Origin of the sequence: Streptomyces sp. NPDC048473 (assembly GCF_043200155.1) — a bacterium.
Classification (GTDB): domain Bacteria; phylum Actinomycetota; class Actinomycetes; order Streptomycetales; family Streptomycetaceae; genus Streptomyces.
Map to the genome: position 1 here is coordinate 175076 of NZ_JBICXE010000009.1, position 21245 is coordinate 196320.

Sequence of the window (21245 nt, forward strand, 5' to 3'; positions counted from 1 at the left end):
TGACTGGCTCGGCGGTCATTAGAGCGCCGGGAGGCGCAAGTGGGAAGGGGTGCCGTCGAAGAAATCTGACTGACTGTCAGAAAACTATTGAACTGGACCCCCACCTACTGCAACCTGTTCTAGGTCTTGAGACGGGAGGCAGGCAATGGGTGGTACGGAACACCTCACCGCGCAGCGCGAGGGCGCCACGCTGGTGCTCACCTTGAACAGGCCGGAGGCGAAGAACGCCCTCTCGCTGCCGATGCTGGTCGGTCTGTACGACGGCTGGCTGGCGGCGGACGAGGACGACACCGTCCGCTCGGTCGTCCTCACCGGCGCGGGCGGCTGCTTCTGCGCCGGCATGGACCTCAAAGCCCTGGCGGGCAAGGGGATGGAGGGCGAGCAGTACCGCGACCGGATGACCGCCGATCCCGATCTGCACTGGAAGGCGATGCTGCGCCACCACCGCCCCCGAAAACCGGTCATCGCCGCCGTCGAGGGCCACTGCGTGGCCGGCGGCACCGAGATCCTGCAGGGCACCGACATACGTATCGCCGGGGCGAGCGCCACCTTCGGGCTCTTCGAGGTCAAGCGCGGCCTCTTCCCCATCGGGGGGTCGACGGTACGGCTGCCGCGCCAGATCGCCCGTACCCACGCGCTCGAAATGCTCCTCACCGGACGGCCGTACAGCGCCGAGGAGGCGGCTCGCATCGGGCTGATCGGCCGGGTCGTCCCCGACGGCACCGCGCTGGAGCAGGCCCTTGCCGTCGCCGAGCAGATCAACGCCTGCGGACCGCTCGCCGTCGAAGCCGTCAAGGCCTCCGTGTACGAGACCGCCGAGCTGACCGAGACCGAGGGCCTCGCCGCGGAGCTGAAACGCGGCTGGCCCGTCTTCGCCACCGACGACGCCAAGGAAGGCGCCCGTGCCTTCGCCGAGAAGCGCCCGCCCGTCTACCGGCGTGCCTGAGCCAAGGAGGCCAACCGTGTCCGACATCCTCAGCGCACCGCTGGTGGTCGAATTCCCCTTCACCCGCTCCCTCGGACCGGTGCAGAGCGCCTTCCTCACCGGGCTGCGCGAACGCACCGTCCTCGGCGTCCGTACCAGCGAGGGAAAGGTCCTTGTCCCACCCGTCGAGTACGACCCCGTCACCGCGGAGGAGATCCGCGAACTGACCGAGGTCGCCGCCACCGGCACCGTCACCACCTGGGCCTGGAACCCCGCCCCGCGCCCCGACCAGCCCCTCGGTATCCCCTTCGCCTGGGTGCTCGTCCGGCTCGACGGCGCCGACACGGCCCTGCTGCATGTCCTCGCCGCGCCCGGCCCGGAGGCCGTCCGCACCGGCATGCGGGTACGGATCCGCTGGGCCCCCGAACGGACCGGCGCCATCACAGACATCGCCTGCTTCGAACCGTACGGCGGTAAGGCCGGTCAACCGGCCCCGCACAGCGGTGAGTTCACCGACCCCGTCCACGGCATCGTCACCCCGGCCCGCCTCGACTACCGGTACACCCCCGGCCGCGCCCAGGGCGCGTACATCAGCGCACTCTCCGAGCAGCGCATCGTCGGCGAGCGCTGCCCGTCCTGCACCAAGGTCTACGTACCGCCCCGCGGCGCCTGCCCCACCTGCGGTGTCGCCACCGCGGAACAGGTCGAGGTCGGCCCGCGCGGCACCGTGACCACGTATTGCATCGTCAACATCAAGGCCAAGAACCTCGATATCGAAGTCCCGTACGTCTACGCGCACATCGCACTCGACGGCGCGGACCTCGCACTGCATGCGCGGATCGGCGGTATCCCGTACGACCAGGTGCGCATGGGCCTGCGGGTCGAACCCGTCTGGACCGAGGGCGGGCGTCACCCCGATCACTACCGGCCGACCGGGGAGCCGGACGCCGGCTACGACGCGTACAAGGAGCTGCTGTAGATGCGAGACGTAGCGATCGTCACCTTCGCTCAGACGGACCACCTGAGGCGCACCGACGAACTCTCCGAAGTCGAGATGCTGATGCCCGTCCTCCATCAGGTCCTGGACGCGACCGGTCTCAGGGCCGGCGACATCGGCTTCACCTGCTCCGGATCCAGCGACTACCTCGCGGGCCGCGCCTTCTCCTTCACCATGGCGCTCGACGGCGTCGGCGCGTACCCGCCGATCTCCGAGTCCCATGTGGAGATGGACGGCGCCTGGGCTCTGTACGAGGCCTGGGTGAAGATCCAGACGGGCGAGGCCGACACCGCGCTCGTCTACGCCTACGGAAAGTCCTCGCCCGGTGAGGTGCGTGACGTCCTCACCCGCCAGCTCGACCCGTACTACGTCGGCCCGCTCTGGCCGGACTCCGTCGCACTCGCCGCACTGCAGGCGCAGGCGCTGATCGACGCGGGTGACACCGACGAGGCCGCCCTCGCAGCGATCGCCACCCGCAGCCGCGCCGCCGCCGCGGACAACCCGCACGCCCAGCTCAGTGGCCCGGTTCCGGCCGGCGAATACGTCGTACAGCCGCTGCGGACCGGCGACTGCCCACCGGTCGGTGACGGCGCGGCCGCCGTGATCCTCGCCGCCGACGACACCGCGCGGGCCCTGTGCCCTCGACCCGCCTGGATCCGCGGTATCGACCACCGCATCGAGGCCCACAGCCTCGGGGCCCGCGCACTGACCGAATCGCCGTCCACCCGGCTCGCCGCGACACGCGCCGGGGTCTTCGAACGGCCCGTGGACACCGCCGAGTTGCACGCCCCGTTCACCTCCCAGGAGGTGGTGCTGCGCAAGGCGCTCGGGCTCGATGACAGCGTCACCGTCAACCCGTCCGGAGGTGCGCTCGCCGCCAACCCCGTCATGGTCGCCGGGCTGATCCGCCTCGGCGAGGCCGCGGCCCGCATCCACCGCGGCGAGTCCGACCGGGCACTCGCCCACGCCACCTCCGGGCCCTGTCTGCAACAGAACCTGGTCGCCGTCCTCGAAGGGGAGAGTGCTCATGTCTAAGGAGCCCGTGGCCGTCGTCGGCATCGGCCAGACCAAGCATGTCTCCGCCCGCCGGGACGTCTCCATCGCCGGACTCGTCCGCGAGGCCGCCGTCCGCGCGCTGGACGACGCCGGACTCACCTGGGCGGACATCGACGCCGTCGTCATCGGCAAGGCCCCCGACTTCTTCGAGGGCCTGATGATGCCGGAGCTCTATCTCGCCGACGCCCTCGGCGCGGTCGGCAAACCGATGCTCCGGGTGCACACCGCGGGCTCGGTCGGCGGCTCCACCGCACTCGTCGCCGCCAACCTGGTCTCCGCACGGGTGCACCGCACCGTCCTCACACTCGCCTTCGAGAAGCAGTCCGAGTCCAACGCCATGTGGGGCCTCTCACTGCCCATCCCGTTCCAGCAACCGCTGCTGGCCGGAGCCGGCGGCTTCTTCGCCCCGCACGTCCGGGCATACATGCGCCGCACCGGGGCCCCCGACACGGTCGGCTCCCTCGTCGCGTACAAGGACCGCCGCAACGCGCTCAAGAATCCGTACGCGCACATCCATGACCCGGACATCACCCTGGAGAAGGTTCAGTCCGCACCGATGCTCTGGGACCCGATCCGCTACTCGGAGACCTGCCCGTCCTCCGACGGGGCCTGCGCGATGATCCTCACCGACCGTGCCGGCGCGGACCGTTCGCCGCATCCGCCCGCCTGGGTGCACGGCGGCGCGATGCGCAGCGAACCGACGCTCTTCGCCGGCAAGGACTTCGTCTCGCCGCAGGCAGGCAAGGACTGCGCCGCCGATGTGTACCGGCAGGCGGGGATCGGCGACCCCCGAAGGGAGATCGACGCCGTCGAGATGTACGTGCCGTTCTCCTGGTACGAGCCGATGTGGCTGGAGAACCTCGGCTTCGCCGACGAGGGCGAGGGCTGGAAGCTCACCGAGTCCGGCGTCACCGAACTCGACGGAGATCTGCCCGTGAATCCCTCGGGCGGAGTGCTCTCCACCAATCCCATCGGCGCCTCCGGCATGATCCGCTTCGCCGAAGCTGCGCTGCAGGTACGGGGACAGGCGGGCGAGCACCAGGTGGCGGGGGCGCGAAAGGCACTCGGTCATGCGTACGGCGGCGGGGCGCAGTTCTTCTCCATGTGGCTGGTCGGAGCCGAACCTCCCACCCGGTGACCGCAGGCCGTCCCGGACCGGAGGAAGCCCGACCCGCGGCCTGTCCCAGGCCGCCGACGATGGCTAGTCTTTGGCCCGGGACGACAAGCGGGAGGAGCGGACGTGGCGGAGAGCACCACCAGCCGGCAGCCCTTTGCGGGCTGGGACAAGCCGGACCTCGATCTCAGCAACGCGGACTGGCGTTCGGGCAGTCAGGGCGCGGGCGACGTCCAGATCGCCTTTGTTGAGGGATTCATCGCGATGCGCAACGCCGGAAAACCCGGCAACCCGTCGCTGATCTTCACCCCGGCCGAATGGCGCGCCTTCGTGGTGAACGCCCGCGACGGCGAGTTCGACCTCACCTGAGCCTCGGACGCCCGACGCCTCTGTTCAGGGCCACAGCAGCTCGCGCGCCCAACCGTCGTCAGTCGCACGGTAGTTGAGTCGTGTGTGCCTGCGCTGCTTGTCGCCCTGTCAGAACTCCACACTCTGCGGACGCACCGTGTGCAGCGTCCAGCCCGGCGGTACGAGATCCGGCTCCCGCTCCAGGAGCGCCGGCGATTCCCGTACCGCCGCGTCGCGCTTCGCGAGGTCGCCGAGCGGGCCGCTCTGCCGCCCGAGCAGCGACTCGGCCCTGGCCTGCGCACCCCGGGCCAGGAAGTCCGCCGCGCTCCGCTCGGCGCTCTCCGCTGTAGGTAACGGTCCGAGCCGGAGATACCATTAGCACTGTGTCCGACATCCGGCTTGCACTCGACCTCGCCCTCACCATCCGCCACGACGGGCGGGGTGGTGTCGCCGACGACCTCGATACCCCGGACGGGCTGACCCACTGGGTGCACGAGCGGCGCGGTCTTCTCGGCGACGCGTCGGACGGCGAAACCTGGGCGGCCGACGAACAGAGCCTCGAAGCCGTACGGTCGCTGCGCGCCGCCGTTCGGGCGCTCTTCGCCCACGCCGTCCGCCCTGGCGAGCCGAGCCCCGCCGATGCCGGACGGCTGCTGCCCTTCGAGGAGGCGCTCCGCCGCCTCAATGCCGCCGCTGCCGCAGTCCCGACCGTGCCACGCCTCGACTGGGCGCCGGACCAAGACCCCGTCGCCCATGACCACCCGACCGGCGCAGCGGCGGAACGGAACGCTCTGCCCGCCGCACTCGCCCGCGCGGCCATCGGCTTCCTCTCCGGACCGGACCGCACAGCCCTGCGCGCCTGCCACGCCCCTCGCTGCGTGCGCTACTTCATCAAGGAGCACCCCCGCCAGGAGTGGTGCAAGCCGTCCTGCGGAAACCGCGCCCGGGTCGCACGCCACCACGAGCGCCACCGCACCACGTAGCGTGGTGATCGTGACAGGCGAGCGCGACCTTCGAACCCTGCTGAGCGGCATGCGGCCGGAGCTGCACCCGGGCCGCTACGTCTTCACCACCACGCCCGACGGTCTGATGCCCGAGGGCGTCAACCCGGTCGTCACGGTCGCCGAGCCCGAAGGGCTCACCCTGGTGCTGCCGGAGGCGGAGGCCGTCTCGGCCGGGCTGCGATACGACTACGTGGCGGGCTGGATCACCCTCCGTGTCCACTCCGCCCTGGACGCGGTGGGGCTCACCGCCGCAGTGTCCCTGGCGCTCACCGATGCCGGGCTGAGCTGCAATGTGGTGGCCGGCTTCCACCACGACCACCTGTTCGTTCCGCATGACCGGGCCGCCGAGGCCGTCGACGTGCTGGAGGCGCTGGCCGCGGAATCCGGCCAGGGGTAGGGCCGGAGTCCGAGCCGCAGACCCGCCGCAGCGCGGCCGTCGGGCCGATGGGGCCCGCGCGGCGGACCCGGCCGCGCCCCGGCCGGTGCAGACCCGGCTCCGCAACGTGAGCCCGGACACGTAACATGTCTGCATGTCCTTCCTCCGCCGCCGTAGCGCCGCCACACCCGCGGGCCCCGACTTCGACGTCCTGGCCATGGACCCGGGCGACTGGCCCGGAAACCTCGGCGCCGGCCTGCTGCCCGCGCCCGACGGGAGCTGTCAGGGCGTCTTTCTGCGCTACGACCTTTTCGGCGGCCGCGGCCCCGCGATGATCATCGGCAATCTCCCGGAGGGCTCGCCCGCCCGCGAGACCGAGGAGGGCCAGGTTCCGTTCGAGGTCGCCCAGCTGTTGCTCGCGCTCGAGAACGACGAGCCGGTCGAGGTCACCGGCACCGAGGACATGCCCGTGATGCAGGGCGACAACCTGCTGATCGTCCGCCGCGTCAAGCTCTCCGAGAGCCGGATCTCCTGCGTCCAGTTCGACCGCAGCGACGGCGTGCTCGTCACCATCGCCAGCTGGGACCGGCCGATCACCGACGATCTGTACACCCTGCTGAAGCCCCTGCCCGCCGAGCTCTTCCAGCAGGGCTGAAAGCTCTTCCCGCAGGGCTGAAACGTCCCTTCCGTCGGCCGCCCCTACGCATCGGGCGGCTGCGGGACGCACACATCACCCATCTGTCCAAGTGTTTGCGGCCTCTGTCCAAGGGGCCGCTTTGTCATATGCCTTGTCGGGTCAGTCGTCGGACCTTTACCGTCGGCCGCATGACATCCGGGATGACGCGACGCACCACAGTGAAGACAGCGATTGGCGCAACCGGCGTTTTGGCGCTGGGAATCCCTGCCCTTTCCGGTACGGCGTCGGCCGCCAGTACCTCCGATGAATCAAAGGAGGCGAAAGGCTCCGCCCACTCGAAGGGATCGGCGGAACCGACGCTCCGGTACAACACCCCGGCTGCGGACTGGGAGCGCGAGTCGCTGCCCATCGGAAGCGGCGCCCTCGGCGCGAGCGTGTACGGAACACTGGCCTCCGAGCGGCTCACCTTCAACGAGAAGACGTTGTGGACCGGGGGCCCCGGTTCCGCCGAGGGCTACGACTTCGGGAACTGGACCGCCCCCAGGCCCGGGGCCCTCGCCGACGTACAGCAACGCCTCGACAGCCAGGGCGCTCTCGGCCCGGATGCCGTTGCCGCCGAGCTCGGCCAGGCACGCCGCGGCTACGGCGCCTACCAGGTCTTCGGCGACCTGCGGCTGGACCTGCCGAACGTCCCGGCCGCCCCCGACGCCTCCTACCGACGCACACTCGATCTGCGAAGCGCTCTCGCCTCCGTCACGTACACCCATCAAGAGGCCGTCCACACACGGGAGTTCTTCGTCTCCCACCCGGGCAAGGTCATTGCGGGGCGCCTCGCCGCGGACCGTCCGGGACAGGTGTCCTTCACCCTGCGCTACACCTCACCCCGCAGTGACTACACCGCCACCGCCGACAAGGACCGGCTCACCGTACGTGGCGCGCTGAAGGACAACGGCCTGCGCTTCGAGGCCCAGATCCGCATCCGGACCAGCGGCGGCACCGTCACCGCCGGTGCGGACGGCACCCTCACCGTGACCGGCGCCGACAGCGCCTGGTTCGCCCTCGCCGCAGCCACCGACTACGCCGACCACTACCCCTCCTACCGCGGCGACGACCCGCACAGGGCGGTCACCGCCGCTGTGGACGTTGCCGCCCGGTCCTCGTACGAGAAGGTCCGCGACACCCACGTACGCGACCACCGCGCCCTCTTCGACCGGGTCGCCCTCGACATCGGCCAGCAACTGCCCGACCTGCCCACCGATCAGCTGCTCGCCCAGTACACGGACGGTACGAGCCCCGCCGACCGTGCCCTGGAGGCGCTGTTCTTCCAGTACGGCCGCTACCTCCTGATCGCCTCCTCACGGGCCGGCTCGCTGCCCGCCAACCTCCAGGGCGTCTGGAACAACTCCACCACCCCGCCGTGGTCCGCCGACTACCACAGCAACATCAATCTGCAGATGAACTACTGGCTCGCCGAGGTCACCAACCTCGCCGAGACCACCGCACCGTACGACCGCTACATCGAGGCGATGCGCGCCCCCGGCCGGAAGACGGCGAAGGAGATGTTCGGGACCGCCGGCTGGGTGGTGCACAACGAGACCAACCCGTACGGCTTCACCGGGGTCCACGACTGGTCCACCGCCTTCTGGTTCCCGGAGGCCGCCGCCTGGCTCACCCAGCAGATGTACGAGCACTACCGGTTCAGCGGCTCCACCGACTACCTGCGCTCCACCGCCTACCCGGCGATGAAGGAGGCCGCCGAATTCTGGCTGGCCAATCTGCGCATCGACCCTCGCGACGGACTGCTCGTCGTCACCCCCAGCTACTCTCCCGAGCACGGCGACTTCACCGCCGGTGCCGCGATGTCCCAGCAGATCGTCCACGACCTCCTCACCAACACCCTGGAGGCCGCCCGCACTCTCGGCGACGCCCCCGCTTTCCGCAGCCGCCTGGAGACGGCCCTCGACCGGCTCGACCCCGGACTGCGGATCGGCTCCTGGGGCCAGCTCCAGGAGTGGAAGACCGACCGCGACGACCCGGCCGACGATCACCGACATGTCTCGCACCTCTTCGCTCTGCACCCCGGCCGGCAGATCGAACCGGGCACCGAGTGGGCCGAGGCCGCCAAGGTCTCCCTCGGAGCACGCGGCGACGGCGGCACCGGCTGGTCCAAGGCATGGAAGATCAACTTCTGGGCGCGGCTGCGCGACGGCAACCACGCCCACAAGATGCTCGCCGAACAGCTGAAGAACTCCACCCTGCCCAACCTCTGGGACACCCACCCGCCGTTCCAGATCGACGGCAACTTCGGTGCAACCTCCGGCATCGCCGAGATGCTGCTGCAGAGCCAGCACGACTCCGTCGAGATCCTCCCGGCACTCCCGGCGAGCTGGCCGGACGGATCGGTACGCGGACTGCGCGCCCGGGGCGGTTTCACCGTCGATATCGAGTGGGCCGCGGGGCAGGCCCGCCGTGTGGTGATCACGGCGAGCCGCAGCCGCGAAGTGACCGTCCGCAGCTCGCTGTTCGCGGGCGGCGAGAAGGTCTTCAAGGCACGGGCGGGCGGACGCTACACGCTGGTGGCCGAGGCCTGAGCGAACAGCGCGGTCACCCGCGCCGCCGAGACACCGAGCCCCGTGGGACCGCTGAGGTGCCACGGGGTGCCGGTGCCCCGCCGCAGATCCTGCTCACGGTAGCGCCGGCAGCCCCGGTGCCAGATCAGGATGCCCGCGATCCAGTGCTTGAGCTCCTGCACGTACCCGGCCAGGATCTCTCTGGCCTCCGAGTCCAGTTCGAAGTCGTCGTACAGCACTGGCAGTTCCTGCTCGGCGACGTGCAGAAACTGCCGCAGCCGCGATTTCATCAGGTCGTGCACGATAGCCACCCCGGTCGGATAGTCCACCCCGAAGAAGTTCTGCACCACCAGGACGCCATTGTGCACCTCGCCCTCGTACTCGATCTCCTTCTGGTACGAGAACAGGTCGTTGAGCAGACACGCGTAGTCCGACGCCGCGTTCTCCAGCGAGCGCAGCGGACCGCTGTGGTAGATCTCCTCCGGTACCTTCCTGCCGTGCCCCAGCCGGCACAGACTCATCGTGAGATCCGAGCCGAAGGTCTTCCGTCGCATCTCGATGTAGTCCACCGGGTCCGGAATACGGTTCTGCACCTGGTTCGCCAGTTCCCACACCCAGCTCGCGGTCATGTCCTCGACCGCCGTCCGGAAGGCACGGCGCCCGCTCGCGTCCATCGCGGCGGAGGTCTTCGCCCAGAGATCGGCCAGAGCGCGCTCCAGAGCATTGACCGGCTCGGGCGTCCCGGACCCGTCCAGGGGCATGAACAGCGACAGACGCTCATTGGCGAGCTTGGCCCCCGCCAGGTCGCGCGCCCGCCCGTGCACCACCGGGAACCAGTCGTCGCCGTACGTCCCCCACGTCAGCCACTGCGAGGACAGATCCAGCTCCTCCGGTGTCGCATCCGGGTGCAGCCCCGCCGCACACAGTGGCAGGTCGATCGCGACGAGCCGCTCCTCGTCCCAGATGTGTGATCCCGGCACCTCTGGTTGTGCCTCCAGGATTCCCATACGGTTCGCCCAGTCGACGATCCGTACCCGCGCCCCGTCCAGATGCGGGCTGAGCGTCGTACCGAACGGCAGCTCGAAGTCGGGCAGCAGGGACGGGCCGACATGCTGGTACGGCACATGGGTGTGGCTGCGCAGCCGGGCCGTTTCCGAGCGGGGAGTGAACCGGACCGACGCCGCGGCCATACCGAAGCCGAGCCGGGCCTCACCGGCACCGCCGTCGTTCATGTAGCGGCTGGAGCGCATGTGCCACTCATGACCGCCCGACTGCCAGTCCTGCAGCCCCTTGACGTACGCCAGAACCGCCGCCGTGTCCGCCGGGTCAAGCCCCTTCTCCGCGCAGAGCGGACCGAGTTCGGTGAGCGCCGTGTTCTCGAACTGCTGCAGCCGCGACGTCAGCAGATCGTTCACCGCATCGGCGGCCTCCTGCGTGGAACAGCCGAGGAAGTGCTCAAGGACCAGCACACCATTGCTGTTCTCCCCCTCGTCCTCGACCTCCCGCTGGTACGAGAAGAGGTCGTTGCGCAGATGTACGCCGTCGGAGAAGGCATCCCGCAGCACCTGCAGCGCACGCTCGCCGGCCACCGAATCGGGGACCTCCGCGCCCGCCGCGTACTCCACGAGACCCGCCGACCACGGGGCGCCGCCCACCTTGCGGCGCATCTCGATGTACTCGACGGGGTTCGCGATACGTCCCTCGTTGATGTTGGCGAGCTCCCACAGTGACTCGTTGAGCAGGTTCTTCGTCGCCTGGGCGAACCGGACCCGCCAGGCGTCGGACATGCTCGGCACCGTCCGCGCCCACAGATCGGCCAGCCCCGCCTCGACCGGATTCGTCGGCTCCGGCAGCTGAGCCCCACGGTCCATCGGCATGAACGCGGGCAACCGGTCCAGATACCGTTTGCCGCCCTCACGGTCGGGGGTGCGTTTGAACAGCTCCAGGAAATGGTCGTCGAAGAAGAAGACCCACACATACCAGTCGGTGACCAGCGAAAGCGCCTCGGACGAGCAGTCGGGGTGGGTGTACGCGCACAGCAGCGCGTAGTCATGGGAATCGAGGTCCTTCTCCTCCCAGATACCCGAACCCTCCAGCATCCCTATGCTGCGCGCCCACTTCTTGGTGTGCTGTCGTGCCTCCTCGACATGGACGTTGAGCCGCGCCGGATACGGAACGTAGAAGTCCGGCAGGGTGAAGGGCTGTGCCATGTGCGTCCGGCCTTTCCGAGATCTCCATGCGTACGTCGCACGGACCGGTCGTGTCCGCGCGAGCACTACCCTTCGGCCGTTCGGGGCACGCACATCCGGGATTAGTCACACAAAAAGTGCGCTCGTTGGTGACATGCGAGCGCATGCCGCCGGTCGGCCGGCCGCTCCGTAAAACCCAGGTAACGAGACGCTGTCAGCAACCAGTTGCTTCTTTCCGACCGCAGGTCAGGCGCCCTGCCAGTGGTCTGGTCCACTGGCTCGACTCATGACCCCCACTGAACTCTTGACGCGCTATCACCTCAGGTCAGAGAGTGTGCGCGCACAGCGGAACAGTGAGATCGGATCACGCACGGCTCCATCACGCACGGCTCCAAGAAGGGTTGTCATGACGTCCAAGCAGAGGACCGGACTCGCACTCGCGTTGACCACGGTCGGCGCACTGAGCATGGCGCTGCTCAGTCCCGCGGCGCAGGCCGGTGCGGACGGGGTGCGGCCGGAATGCCCGCGCGGCCTCGAATGCGACTGGGTACCGGCGGCCTACCAGCAGACGGGTGATCCGGCCGACAAGGAGACGTACGGGAACTACGACACCTCGGACCGGCCGCACACCAACAAGATCAGATTCATTGTTCTGCATGACACCGAGGAAGACTTCGACACCACCCTGAAGATCTTCCAGAACCCGCTGAAGCAGACCTCCGCCCACTACGTGGTGCGCTCGGGCGACGGCCATGTCACTCAGATGGTCAAGGGCAAGGACGTCGCCTGGCAGGCGGGCAACTGGTACGTCAACAGCCACTCCATCGGCATCGAGCAGGAGGGCGTCGCCGTCGAGGGCGCCAAGTGGTACACCCCCGAGATGTACCGCTCGACCGCCAAGCTGGTGCGCTACCTCGCCGCCAAGTACGACATCCCGCTCGACCGTCAGCACATCATCGGCCACGACGGTGTGCCGCCCACCAGCGCGTCCGGCACCAAGAGCATGCACTGGGACCCGGGCACGTACTGGGACTGGAACCACTTCATGGCGCTGCTCGGCAAGCCCACCGTGCCGACCGCCCCCAGGAGCAGCGAACTCATCACCGTCAACCCGGACTTCAAGAAGAACCAGCAGGCGTTCCGCGACTGCGAAAAGGGCGTCGACCTGCCGGTCCAGGGCTCCAGCGCCGTCCCGCTCCACACCGAACCGTCCACCGACGCACCGCTCTTCTCCGACCCCGGCCTGCACACCGACGGCTCGCCCGGCACGAACTGCGCCGCCGACTGGGGCAGCAAGATCAGCGCCACCCAGCAGGCTGTCGTCGCGGACCACGCCCCCGGCTGGACGGCGATCTGGTGGTACGGCCAGAAGGCCTGGTTCCAGACCCCGGCCCACACGCGGACCACCACACCCACCTCCGGCTACGTGGTCAAGCCGAAGGCGGGCCGTACGGAGGTGCCGGTGTACGGGGTGGCATACCCCGAGAAGTCCGAGTACCCCGCGGACTTCGCGGACCAGCGGGTGGGCTCGCCGCTGCAATACACCATCAAGGCCGGCCAGTCCTACCCCGGCGGCGGTGAGGCGCCCACGGGCTTCTTCTACGCCCCGACGATCGACGCCTCGTACCCGCTCGACCATTCGTACTTCCGCGGCAAGGAGAAGTACGTGACGGTGCAGATCGGCCACCGGGTCGCCTTTGTGAAGGCATCCGACGTGGACATCGTGCGCGAGCACTGAGGAAGCACCGGCCCCGCAGGATCTTGAGACGTGGGGCCGGTGCGTACAACTGTGCGCTGCGGGCCCGGTGTGTCGGCACCGGACCCGCAGCGCGCGTCCCCCGGGGCAGGGTCAGCGAGTGCCGACCGCGGCACGCACGGCCCGGCGGGCCATCGCGCAGTCGTCGTGGAGCCGGCGCAGCAGCAGCCGCTGCTCCTCGCTCGACGAGAGCGCACCCGGCCGGTCCTGACCGGCGCCCGGCGGCACCGGCTCCCGCATGGCCCGCTGGACAGCCGTCTCGTACGTACGGATCTCCCGCGTCAGCACCAGCATCAGGTTCACCAGGAACGCATCCCGCGCCGCAGGCCCCGTAGCCTGCGCCAGCTGGCTGATCTGACGCCGCGCCGCCGGTGCGTCGCCCAGGACCGCCCAGAGCGTCGCCAGGTCGTAGCCCGGCAGGTACCAGCCCGCGTGCTCCCAGTCCACCAGCACCGGACCTGTGGGCGACAGCAGGATGTTGGACAGCAGCGCGTCACCGTGACAGAACTGCCCCATCCCCTGACGGCCGCCCGCATGCGCCAGACCGTGCAGCAGCTTCTGCAGATCGCCCAGATCGCGGTCGGTGAACAGCCCCAGCTCGTGATAGCGGGCGATTCGCGAGGCGTAGTCCAGCGGCGCGTCGAAGAGACCCGGAGCAGGCCGCCAGGCGTTGACCCGGCTGATCGCGCCGAGCGCGGCCCGCACATCGGCACGGGGCGGCGCCTCCGAGGGATGCCGGGTCAGCGCCGCCACCCGGCCGGGCATCCGCTCGATCACCAGAGTGCAGTTCTCCGGATCGGCCGCGATGAGCCGAGGCACCCGCACCGGCGGGCGATGCCGGACGAACGCACGATATGCAGCTATTTCGTGACGGAACCGCTCCGACCACGCGGGGGAGTGGTCCAGTAAACACTTGGCGACCGCGGTGGTGCGGCCGGTGGTGCCGACAAGGAGTACCGAACGGCCGCTGCGGCGCAGCACCTGCACCGGGTTGAACTCCGGGCAGATCCGGTGCACCGAGGCGATCGCCATCCTCAGCTGGGCGCCCTGCGGGCCGGACAGGTCCAGTCGCCCGCTGAGCGGCGGGCCGCCCAGCCCCGCCGGCCGCCGCGGTCGAACTGTGCCGGGTGCCGACGGAGCGGCATGCGGAGCGAGGTACGGCCCGCCGCCCGCCCCCAGAGGACGAAGCGGCCGGGGCGGGGCGGTCACGGAGGACGATGCTGTGTACATGGGCGAGACAGATCCCTTCGTGCGCCGACAAGTTGCGTGCACCGCCCCGGCCGGCGGCCGTTCGGCACCCTGGGGAGTACCTAGGGCTGCCGGGCGGGGTGGCGCTTTCCTACCTGACACCGGACCGCGGGTGGCAGACCATCTGGCGCACCCTGGCGAACCCTGGCGAATAGTCGCAACGCATCTGACAGGGGGTTACTGTCAACACAGCCGAGAACCTGGGGGCTTGACGTGACCGGAGAACCCAACACCCGTCTGTCCGACCTGTTCGGCCTTGCCGGCTGGTCCAAGGGCGAACTCGCGAGAATGGTGAACCGGCAGGCGGCGGCCATGGGCCACCCGCAGTTGGCCACCGACACCTCGCGGGTGAGGCGTTGGATCGACATGGGGGAGTCCCCCCGCGATCCCGTGCCCAAAGTGCTGGCTGCCCTGTTCACCGAGCGGCTCGGTCGTGTCGTGACCATCGAGGACCTCGGGTTCGGCCGACGCGGGCGTGTGGGGAAACAGCGGGAGGTCGGGAAGCAGCACAATCCCGACGGACTGCCGTGGGCGCCCGAGCGGACGGCAGCGGTCCTCACCGAATTCACGGGAATGGACCTCATGCTCAACCGACGCGGCTTGGTGAGCGCGGGCGCCGCGCTCGCCGCAGGATCGACCATCACCGGCCCCATGCACGACTGGCTGCACACCGACCCTGTGCTGGCGGCCGATGCCCCAAGGATCGACGACCCTCTGCATGCGGACCCAGCCGGTTTCGACCGGTACGAGGCCGCGCCCATCGGGTCGGAGGAGATCGAGGCGCTCGAACGGTCCGTCGAGGTGTTCCGCGCCTGGGACGCGTCCCGGGGCGGCGGACTCCAGCGCAAGGCTGTGGTGGGCCAGCTCAACGAGGTGGGCGGCATGCTCACCTTCCGCCACCCCGAACATCTGCAGCGCCGTCTCTGGGGCGTCGCGGCCAATCTCGCCGTACTCGCGGGATGGATGTCCCACGACATCGGCCTCGAACCAACGGCCCAGAAGTACTTCGTCATCGCCGCCCATGCGGCGCGCGAGGGCGGCGACCGCCCGCGCGCGGGCGAGGCGCTCTCCAGGGCGGCCCGTCAGATGGTCCACCTGGGCCGTCCCGACGACGCCCTGGACCTGATGAAGCTCGCCAAGTCCGGCTCCGGAGACATGGTGCTGCCGAGAACTCAGGCCATGCTGCACACCATCGAGGCATGGGCACAGGCGTCCATGGGCCGCGGCCAGGCCATGCGCCGCACCCTCGGCATGGCCGAGGAGCTCTTCGTATCGGACAAGAGCGATGTGCCGCCGCCCAGTTGGATGCAGCTGTTCGACGAGGCGGATCTGCACGGCATGCAGGCCCTGGCGTTCCGTACGCTCGCCGAACACGACCCGTCGGCGGCGGTCGTGGCTCAGCGCCACGCCAAGCAGGCACTGGAGCTTCGGGCCAACGGACGCCAGCGGTCCAAGATCTTCGACTACATCTCACTCGCCTCGGCGTGCTTCATCGCCGACGATCCCGAGCAGGCCGACCGCTATGCGCGGCTCGCCCTGGTGACGATGGGGGAGACCTCCTCGCACCGCACCTGGGACCGGCTGCGTGAGATGTACCGGCTGACGGGCCAGTTCGCGGGTTACGCGAGGATCGAGGACCTGCGCGAGGAGATCAAGCTCGCCCTGCCGCAGAGCTCCATCATCAAGCGGCCAAGGCGCTCGTCGGAGATCTGACATGCGGGCGCCGCGATGAAGGCGCCGCCCAGACCATCACCTGTCCAGCCAACCACAGTCCGGCCACCGGCTGTCCGAGCACTGGCACCCGTAGGCGGCTCGCCCTCCTGCGTACTGCGCCGTGTCCGGTGTTCCGCGTGTCCGTGTCACTGCGCGCGTGTCGCTGTGCCCTACGCCCCGATGCGGGCGATCAGCACACACGCGTCGTCCAGGCGCTCGGTGCCACCGAACTCCGCGACGACCGTCCGTACGCACTCCTGTGCCGTACGGGCCTGTGCGAAGTGCGGCGCGAGAGCAAGCAGCGCGTCCGGGCCCGCACTCCGGTCGCTGTGACGGTTCAGCCCGTCGGTGTGCAGTACCAGCACATCGCCGGGCAGCAGGTGTACTTCGTCCTGCTCGTACGCGACCCCGGAAGCCGCGCCGAGCAGGACGCCGTCCGGTGGCAGCAGCGGGCGCCCCTCTCCGTCGCGGAACAGCAGCGGTGCGGGGTGCCCCGCCTGCGCCCAGACGAGGGTGCCGGTGGCCGGATCGAAACGGCAGCACACCGCACTGCCGAGAGCGGGTTGGACGGAGGATTCCAGTAACTGATTGAGATGCCCCATCAAGGCCCCCGGCTCGATGCCGGCCATGGCCATCCCGCGCAGCGCGCCCAGCAGCATCGCCATGGCCGAGGTGGCCTGGATGCCATGGCCGGTCAGATCGCCGACCGTGAGGACGGTCCTGCCGTCCGGCAGTTCCAGCGCGTCGTACCAGTCACCGCCGATCAGGGAGCTCGACTCCGACGGAAGGTAGTGGGCCGCGATGTCCAGTGCGACCGCTCCCTGCGAAGGAAGCCGCAGCGAGCCCCGCCACGGGGGAAGCACGGCCTCCTGAAGCTCGACCGCCATCCGGTGCTCGGTCCGCGCCATGTGCTGACGGTGCCGCAGCGAGTCATGGGTCGTGCGCACCACCTGCTGGCTGCGCCGCAGTTCGCTGACATCGCGCAGGACCGCCCACATGGAGGCCGTGCACCCGTCCGCGTCGAGGACGGGTTCGCCCATCATGTGGAGCGTGCGCATCCGGCCGTCGGTCCGCAGGATGCGAAACTCGCCGTCGATCGGCTTTCCGTCGACCAGACAGCCCGTCACCAGAGTGGTGAGCAGGGGCTGATCCTCGGGGAGGAGCATGGATGGGAGGTCGTCCAGCGAAAGAGGTCCCGCGTCGGGGGACCTGCCGAAGATCTGGAACAGCTCCTCGGACCAGGTGACCTCGTCGGTCAGCAGATTCCACTCGGCGCTGCCCACCCGGCCGATCAGCGAACCGGGCTGCGGCTCGTCGAAGGTCTCCTCCGCGGCGTCCTGCGTCGAAGTCCCCGTGGGCTGTTCCGGAGGATCCGACGGAAGGCCCTCCCTGAGCTGTCCCAGATGTGCGCCGAGATCGTCGAGATGATGGACCGCCAGATCACAGAGCGCGCGCTGCCAGCGCATCTGCGGGTCTTCCTCGTCGATCAGTACCGCGTCCCGCCGAACGGCATCCACATCGCCACGCAGCCGACGGGTCCGGTTGATCAACGCATCGACGGCATCGCGTTCGGGTGGCTGTGGGGTGGGGCGGTCCGCGAACAGATGGGACGGCATCTCGTACTCCGATACAGGCGCGGCACGACCAGGTCTGAAAGGTGGACCGTAGACGACTGTTGCACAGGCTGCGGGAGCCCGTAAGGGATTTGGCAACACTCGATGCGTTGTTGCTTCTGGCATATGCCACAGGCTGCGCAGGGCTCCGGCCCGTCGAACAGCCTTACTGTCGACGGACGTTGACGCAAGTCACCCGGCGCGCGCAGACGGTTGCGCGCCCGCGCGCGCCGTTCCTGTGTGGCGCGCCCGGCCGGAGCGGGGCATATGCGGGAGAACCCCCGCCGCGGGTGGGGGCGCGAAGCGATGTGCGGACGGGAATGCGGCTGGACCCTCTCGTGTTACAGCACCAGAACGAAAACGATACCCATTCCCATCAGTGTGGAGTGGGGTCGACGCAAGAGAGTGGAGGCGCCCATGGCGCGCAGTGAGACCCGACCCGTCGTGACGCTCCGGTCGACAGCCGGAACGGGGCAGAGCTACGTGACGCGCAAGAGTCGCCGGAACAATCCCGACCGGCTGGTCCTGCGCAAGTTCGACCCCGTAGTGGGGCAGCACGTCCTCTTCCGCGAGGAACGCTGACCGCTGCACCCTGTCGGGCCCCTCGACCCCATCCATCCCCCCGCAGCAGTAAGGAAGGAATGCGCATGAAGCCCCGTATTCACCCCGTCTCCCGTCCGGTGGTCTTCCGTGACCGTGCCGCGGGGGCTGCGTTCCTGACCCGCTCGACCGCGAACGCGGATGAGCAGGTGACGTGGGAGGACGGCCGGAGTTACCCCGTCATCGACGTGGAGACCTCGTCGGCGAGCCACCCGTTCTATACCGGGACGAAGCAGGTGCTGGACACGGCCGGCCGTATCGAACAGTTCAATCGCCGCTACGGCAGCCAGGCAACCGCCGGAGGCTGATCCGTACCACCGGAAGACCCGAATCCGTGCCGTGAATCACAGTCCGGGGTGCGGATTCTTGGGAACGGGGCGCGATGGTTTATCGTTCACCTATGTGTGGATGTCGCGCATCGCGCCCACATCTGAGCTGCCCCGGCTGGATTCCCCCGATCCGGCCGGGGCTTCCGCTTACCCGGGCGTGGTCAGCCCCGGGACAGTCTCCTGGGGACCGACTCGACCAACAGTGCACCCACTGCCGGCACCACGGCCGCCACAGCTGCGGCGCCCGGCCAGAACCGAACCGCCAGCGCGGTCACTGCCGCCCCCGCCACGACCGCGATCAGCCGACCGGCCACCCAGCAGTCCCCCTGGTTCCGCGACCGCAGCGTCACGCGGCTGACGAGAGACGTGAGCGTGCCTGTGAAGTAATTGGTGGGCGTCGCGCGGATACGGCCCTGAATCCCCATGGCCATGGCAATGAGCACCAGCAGCCCGAGCCGGTCACCGTCGGAGGTGATCAGATCCAGCGCCCACAGCACGGCCCCCGCCGCGAGCAGTACCACCTCGATCAGCAGCATCACCGGCAGAGGCCACCGCAACCGCTCGCTCATCCACGCGCCGCACATGACCCCGAAGCCGTACGAAAGCAGCGCGGTGATCACACGCAGGGCCACCCCGTGCTCCCCGACACCTGCGGCGGAAGCGCCCAGCAGCACCAGATTCCCGGTCATCACCCCGGCGAAGACCTGGCCGACACAGATGAAGACGAACGCGTCGGCAGCCCCGGAAGCGGCCGACAGAAGCAGTAGGGCCCATTCGCCCCGTGGATCGCGTCCGGTGGGGAGGGCAGGAGTAGACACGCCTGCATTCTCGGCTCGGCCCCGCCGAAGGCGCCGACTCGCAGCCAGTACGGCGCGGCGAGCCGGCCACGGCCGAGCACCGGCACCGCGCCGACATGCACGGCGACGCCACTCTAGAGTTCTGCATCGTGAACAGACATATAGCGTTCGAGCGACTGCACAACTTCCGGGACGTAGGCGGATATCGGGGGGACGGCGGCCGCACGGTCCGCTGGGGGAGGCTCTATCGATCCGACTCGCTGGGCAAGCTCCGCGGCGAGGACTGGGACCGCTTCCTGACCCTGGGCGTCCGCACGGTCATCGACCTGCGCTACGACTGGGAGATCGTCGCCAAGGGCCGAGTACCCGACGCCCCGGGACTGCGCTACCACCACCTCAGCATCGAGCACCGGCCCTACGACCAGGCAGCACTGGGCCCGGATGTGGAGACCGGACGCTTCCTGGCCGACCGGTACGCGGAGGTCGCCCACGACGGTGTCGCCGAGCTCCGCCGCGCCCTGGACGTGCTCGCGGCCGAGGGCAGCGGACCCGTCGTCTTCCACTGCGCATCGGGCAAGGACCGCACCGGGCTGCTTGCCGCACTCGTTCTGTCCCTGCTCGGTGTGGCCGAGGAGGACATCGTCGCCGACTTCACCCTCACCGAGCTCGCCACCGAACGGCTCCTGGCCGACTGGCGGGCGGACCACGCCGACCAGGACCCGGTCTGGCCCGGGTACGGCCGGGCGCCCGCCGACGTCATGCGGTTCTTCCTGGCGGATCTCGCCGCGGCCCACGGCTCCGTCCGTGACTACGCCGCCGAACTCCTGGGAACTGACGAGAAATTGGTGGCCGCACTGCGCAGAAACCTCCTCGAACCCGCCGGGGAGGACCGGCCGGCCGCACGCGGCAGGACTGTCGGGAGCGCCTGAGCCGGCGCGTGCAGGCCCGCGAAGACGGTTCTCGCGGGCCTGTTCTTGTGTCTGCTCGCCCAGCAGGGCAGCCGGTCCAGGTCCCGAGTTCCGCAGGAGCTCCTGGACCTGGACCGCGATACCCGATCGGCCCGTGGCCGATTGCGTGCCGCTCCCCTCCGGCCCAACGTGGGGTGACGTCGTTGTGCGCCGATGGCGTACGGATCACTCGCCGACGAGGAGCGACATGGCCGACGCGCAGTGGAGTCCGGGCCCGAGGGCGTGGACCACCGGCGAGTGGCAGCCGGTGCTGGACATCATCGAGCCGCCGCGACAGCGCCGGCTGACCGTTCTCGTACGACTGCTCCTGCTGATCCCGCACTTCATCGTGCTGTTCTTCCTGTACATCGCCGCTGTGGTGACCGTCATCGCGGGCTGGTTCGCAGCGCTGGTCCTGGGACGGCTGCCCGAACCGGTCTTCCGCTTCCTCGCCGGATATCTCGGCTACCGCGTGCGGGTCGGCGCGAGCGGCATGCTGCTCGTGGACCGCTATCCGCCGTTCGCCCTGGCCCCGCCTCCGGACTACCCGGTCCAGATCGAAGTCCGGCCCACGGACCTCAATCGGCCGGCCGTCTTCTTCCGCCTGATCCTGATGATTCCGGCGGCGGTCGTGCAGAGCCTCGCCATGTCCGGTTGGTGGGCAGTATCGGTCGTCTGGTGGCTGATCACCCTGATCCTGGGGCGTATGCCCCGCCCCCTCTTCGAGGCCACGGCCGCCGTACTCCGCTACGAGATGCGCTTCTTCGCATACTTCCTGATGCTCACCCCGGCGTACCCCAAGGGCTTCTTCGGTGACGACGAGCTCTCCGTACCGCAGCAGCAAGTACGTTCCGCCACGCGGCCGCTGATCATGAGTGGAGCGGGGAAGGGGCTGCTCGTTCTGTTCCTGGTGCTCGGGGTGGCCGCCGGCATCACCGCATCCACCACGACCACCTGGTCGACCGAGCCCACCGACGGCATGTGAAAACCCTGTCCCGATCCGGCGCGTACGAGGCAAGATCATGG

At 69.3% G+C, this 21245-nt stretch carries 20 protein-coding genes and 1 pseudogene; 16 read left to right on the top strand and 5 right to left on the bottom strand.

Features of this window, described 5'->3' with window-relative positions:
• Positions 1–145 precede the first annotated feature (145 nt).
• The 5 genes from ACGFU7_RS18070 to ACGFU7_RS18090 all read left to right on the top strand — a co-directional run bounded on the left by ACGFU7_RS18070 (position 146) and on the right by ACGFU7_RS18090 (position 4461).
• Complete coding sequence (locus ACGFU7_RS18070; protein WP_393696910.1) at positions 146–946, top strand: crotonase/enoyl-CoA hydratase family protein; 801 nt, start codon at positions 146–148, stop codon at positions 944–946.
• A gap of 16 nt (positions 947–962) precedes the next feature.
• Positions 963–1904, top strand: a complete 942-nt coding sequence (locus ACGFU7_RS18075; protein WP_393696912.1) for a Zn-ribbon domain-containing OB-fold protein — start codon at positions 963–965, stop codon at positions 1902–1904.
• A complete protein-coding gene (locus ACGFU7_RS18080) occupies positions 1905–2957 on the top strand; it encodes a thiolase domain-containing protein (protein WP_393696914.1) in 1053 nt (350 codons plus the stop codon). It begins immediately after the preceding gene.
• Entirely contained in the window at positions 2950–4116 is a 1167-nt protein-coding gene (locus ACGFU7_RS18085) for a thiolase domain-containing protein (RefSeq protein ID WP_393696916.1), read from the top strand. Before ACGFU7_RS18080 ends, ACGFU7_RS18085 begins: the two co-directional genes overlap by 8 nt.
• A gap of 102 nt (positions 4117–4218) precedes the next feature.
• Positions 4219–4461, top strand: a complete 243-nt coding sequence (locus ACGFU7_RS18090) for a DUF397 domain-containing protein (RefSeq protein WP_393696917.1) — start codon at positions 4219–4221, stop codon at positions 4459–4461.
• Positions 4462–4485: 24 nt separating this feature from the next.
• Here ACGFU7_RS18090 and ACGFU7_RS18095 read toward each other — a convergent pair.
• Positions 4486–4557 (bottom strand): annotated as a pseudogene (locus ACGFU7_RS18095) (oxidase); the annotation flags it as partial.
• Between the two features lie 42 nt (positions 4558–4599).
• Between ACGFU7_RS18095 and ACGFU7_RS18100 the strand changes: the two are divergent.
• The 5 genes from ACGFU7_RS18100 to ACGFU7_RS18120 all read left to right on the top strand — a co-directional run bounded on the left by ACGFU7_RS18100 (position 4600) and on the right by ACGFU7_RS18120 (position 9048).
• Entirely contained in the window at positions 4600–4794 is a 195-nt protein-coding gene (locus ACGFU7_RS18100; protein WP_393696919.1) for a hypothetical protein, read from the top strand.
• Positions 4795–4823: 29 nt separating this feature from the next.
• Positions 4824–5423, top strand: a complete 600-nt coding sequence (locus tag ACGFU7_RS18105; RefSeq protein WP_393696921.1) for a CGNR zinc finger domain-containing protein — start codon at positions 4824–4826, stop codon at positions 5421–5423.
• A gap of 10 nt (positions 5424–5433) precedes the next feature.
• Complete coding sequence (locus ACGFU7_RS18110; protein WP_393696923.1) at positions 5434–5841, top strand: ACT domain-containing protein; 408 nt, start codon at positions 5434–5436, stop codon at positions 5839–5841.
• 133 nt (positions 5842–5974) lie between these two features.
• A complete protein-coding gene (locus tag ACGFU7_RS18115; RefSeq protein ID WP_018550733.1) occupies positions 5975–6475 on the top strand; it encodes a hypothetical protein in 501 nt (166 codons plus the stop codon).
• Positions 6476–6645: 170 nt separating this feature from the next.
• Positions 6646–9048 carry a glycoside hydrolase N-terminal domain-containing protein gene (locus ACGFU7_RS18120; RefSeq protein ID WP_393696925.1) on the top strand — a complete coding sequence of 801 codons (2403 nt, stop codon included), beginning with the start codon at positions 6646–6648 and terminating at the stop codon, positions 9046–9048.
• Here the strand turns inward: ACGFU7_RS18120 and ACGFU7_RS18125 are convergent.
• Positions 9024–11237, bottom strand: a complete 2214-nt coding sequence (locus tag ACGFU7_RS18125; protein WP_393696927.1) for a germacradienol/geosmin synthase — start codon at positions 11235–11237, stop codon at positions 9024–9026. The genes ACGFU7_RS18120 and ACGFU7_RS18125 overlap by 25 nt on opposite strands.
• 385 nt (positions 11238–11622) lie before the next feature.
• On the opposite strand from ACGFU7_RS18125, the gene ACGFU7_RS18130 reads away from it, so the two are divergent.
• Entirely contained in the window at positions 11623–12954 is a 1332-nt protein-coding gene (locus ACGFU7_RS18130; protein WP_393696929.1) for an N-acetylmuramoyl-L-alanine amidase, read from the top strand.
• A 111-nt stretch (positions 12955–13065) separates the two neighbouring features.
• Here ACGFU7_RS18130 and ACGFU7_RS18135 read toward each other — a convergent pair whose 3' ends face one another.
• Complete coding sequence (locus ACGFU7_RS18135; RefSeq protein ID WP_393696931.1) at positions 13066–14202, bottom strand: aminoglycoside phosphotransferase family protein; 1137 nt, start codon at positions 14200–14202, stop codon at positions 13066–13068.
• A 231-nt stretch (positions 14203–14433) separates the two neighbouring features.
• Here ACGFU7_RS18135 and ACGFU7_RS18140 point away from each other — a divergent pair, with 231 nt between their 5' ends.
• A complete protein-coding gene (locus ACGFU7_RS18140; RefSeq protein WP_393696933.1) occupies positions 14434–15933 on the top strand; it encodes a hypothetical protein in 1500 nt (499 codons plus the stop codon).
• Between the two features lie 170 nt (positions 15934–16103).
• Here the strand turns inward: ACGFU7_RS18140 and ACGFU7_RS18145 are convergent, their stop codons facing one another.
• Complete coding sequence (locus tag ACGFU7_RS18145; protein ID WP_393696935.1) at positions 16104–17549, bottom strand: PP2C family protein-serine/threonine phosphatase; 1446 nt, start codon at positions 17547–17549, stop codon at positions 16104–16106.
• 414 nt (positions 17550–17963) lie between these two features.
• Here ACGFU7_RS18145 and rpmG point away from each other — a divergent pair, with 414 nt between their 5' ends.
• Positions 17964–18128: a 50S ribosomal protein L33 gene (gene rpmG / locus ACGFU7_RS18150; RefSeq protein WP_124721937.1), complete on the top strand. Its 165-nt coding sequence runs from the start codon at positions 17964–17966 to the stop codon at positions 18126–18128.
• 65 nt (positions 18129–18193) lie between these two features.
• On the top strand, positions 18194–18454 hold the full coding sequence (locus ACGFU7_RS18155; protein ID WP_393696937.1) for a type B 50S ribosomal protein L31: 261 nt from the start codon (positions 18194–18196) through the stop codon (positions 18452–18454).
• A gap of 182 nt (positions 18455–18636) precedes the next feature.
• On the opposite strand, the gene ACGFU7_RS18160 is transcribed toward ACGFU7_RS18155, so the two are convergent.
• Complete coding sequence (locus tag ACGFU7_RS18160) at positions 18637–19239, bottom strand: YoaK family protein (RefSeq protein WP_393697056.1); 603 nt, start codon at positions 19237–19239, stop codon at positions 18637–18639.
• Between the two features lie 182 nt (positions 19240–19421).
• On the opposite strand from ACGFU7_RS18160, the gene ACGFU7_RS18165 reads away from it, so the two are divergent.
• Positions 19422–20201, top strand: coding sequence for a tyrosine-protein phosphatase (locus ACGFU7_RS18165; RefSeq protein WP_393696939.1), 780 nt, complete (start codon positions 19422–19424; stop codon positions 20199–20201).
• 226 nt (positions 20202–20427) lie between these two features.
• Positions 20428–21204, top strand: coding sequence for a DUF4389 domain-containing protein (locus ACGFU7_RS18170; protein ID WP_393696941.1), 777 nt, complete (start codon positions 20428–20430; stop codon positions 21202–21204).
• The last annotated feature ends 41 nt before the right edge of the window (positions 21205–21245 follow it).

Bases quoted from the DNA above. Each gene is read 5' to 3' on its own strand.
- ACGFU7_RS18130 (WP_393696929.1), top strand. From the start codon at position 11,623: ATGACGTCCAAGCAGAGGACCGGACTCGCACTCGCGTTGACCACGGTC.
- ACGFU7_RS18170 (WP_393696941.1), top strand. From the start codon at position 20,428: ATGGCCGACGCGCAGTGGAGTCCGGGCCCGAGGGCGTGGACCACCGGC.
- ACGFU7_RS18155 (WP_393696937.1), top strand. From the start codon at position 18,194: ATGAAGCCCCGTATTCACCCCGTCTCCCGTCCGGTGGTCTTCCGTGAC.
- ACGFU7_RS18115 (WP_018550733.1), top strand. From the start codon at position 5,975: ATGTCCTTCCTCCGCCGCCGTAGCGCCGCCACACCCGCGGGCCCCGAC.
- ACGFU7_RS18080 (WP_393696914.1), top strand. From the start codon at position 1,905: ATGCGAGACGTAGCGATCGTCACCTTCGCTCAGACGGACCACCTGAGG.
- ACGFU7_RS18120 (WP_393696925.1), top strand. From the start codon at position 6,646: ATGACATCCGGGATGACGCGACGCACCACAGTGAAGACAGCGATTGGC.
- rpmG (WP_124721937.1), top strand. From the start codon at position 17,964: ATGGCGCGCAGTGAGACCCGACCCGTCGTGACGCTCCGGTCGACAGCC.
- ACGFU7_RS18085 (WP_393696916.1), top strand. From the start codon at position 2,950: ATGTCTAAGGAGCCCGTGGCCGTCGTCGGCATCGGCCAGACCAAGCAT.
- ACGFU7_RS18125 (WP_393696927.1), bottom strand. From the start codon at position 11,237: ATGGCACAGCCCTTCACCCTGCCGGACTTCTACGTTCCGTATCCGGCG.
- ACGFU7_RS18145 (WP_393696935.1), bottom strand. From the start codon at position 17,549: ATGCCGTCCCATCTGTTCGCGGACCGCCCCACCCCACAGCCACCCGAA.
- ACGFU7_RS18135 (WP_393696931.1), bottom strand. From the start codon at position 14,202: ATGTACACAGCATCGTCCTCCGTGACCGCCCCGCCCCGGCCGCTTCGT.
- ACGFU7_RS18070 (WP_393696910.1), top strand. From the start codon at position 146: ATGGGTGGTACGGAACACCTCACCGCGCAGCGCGAGGGCGCCACGCTG.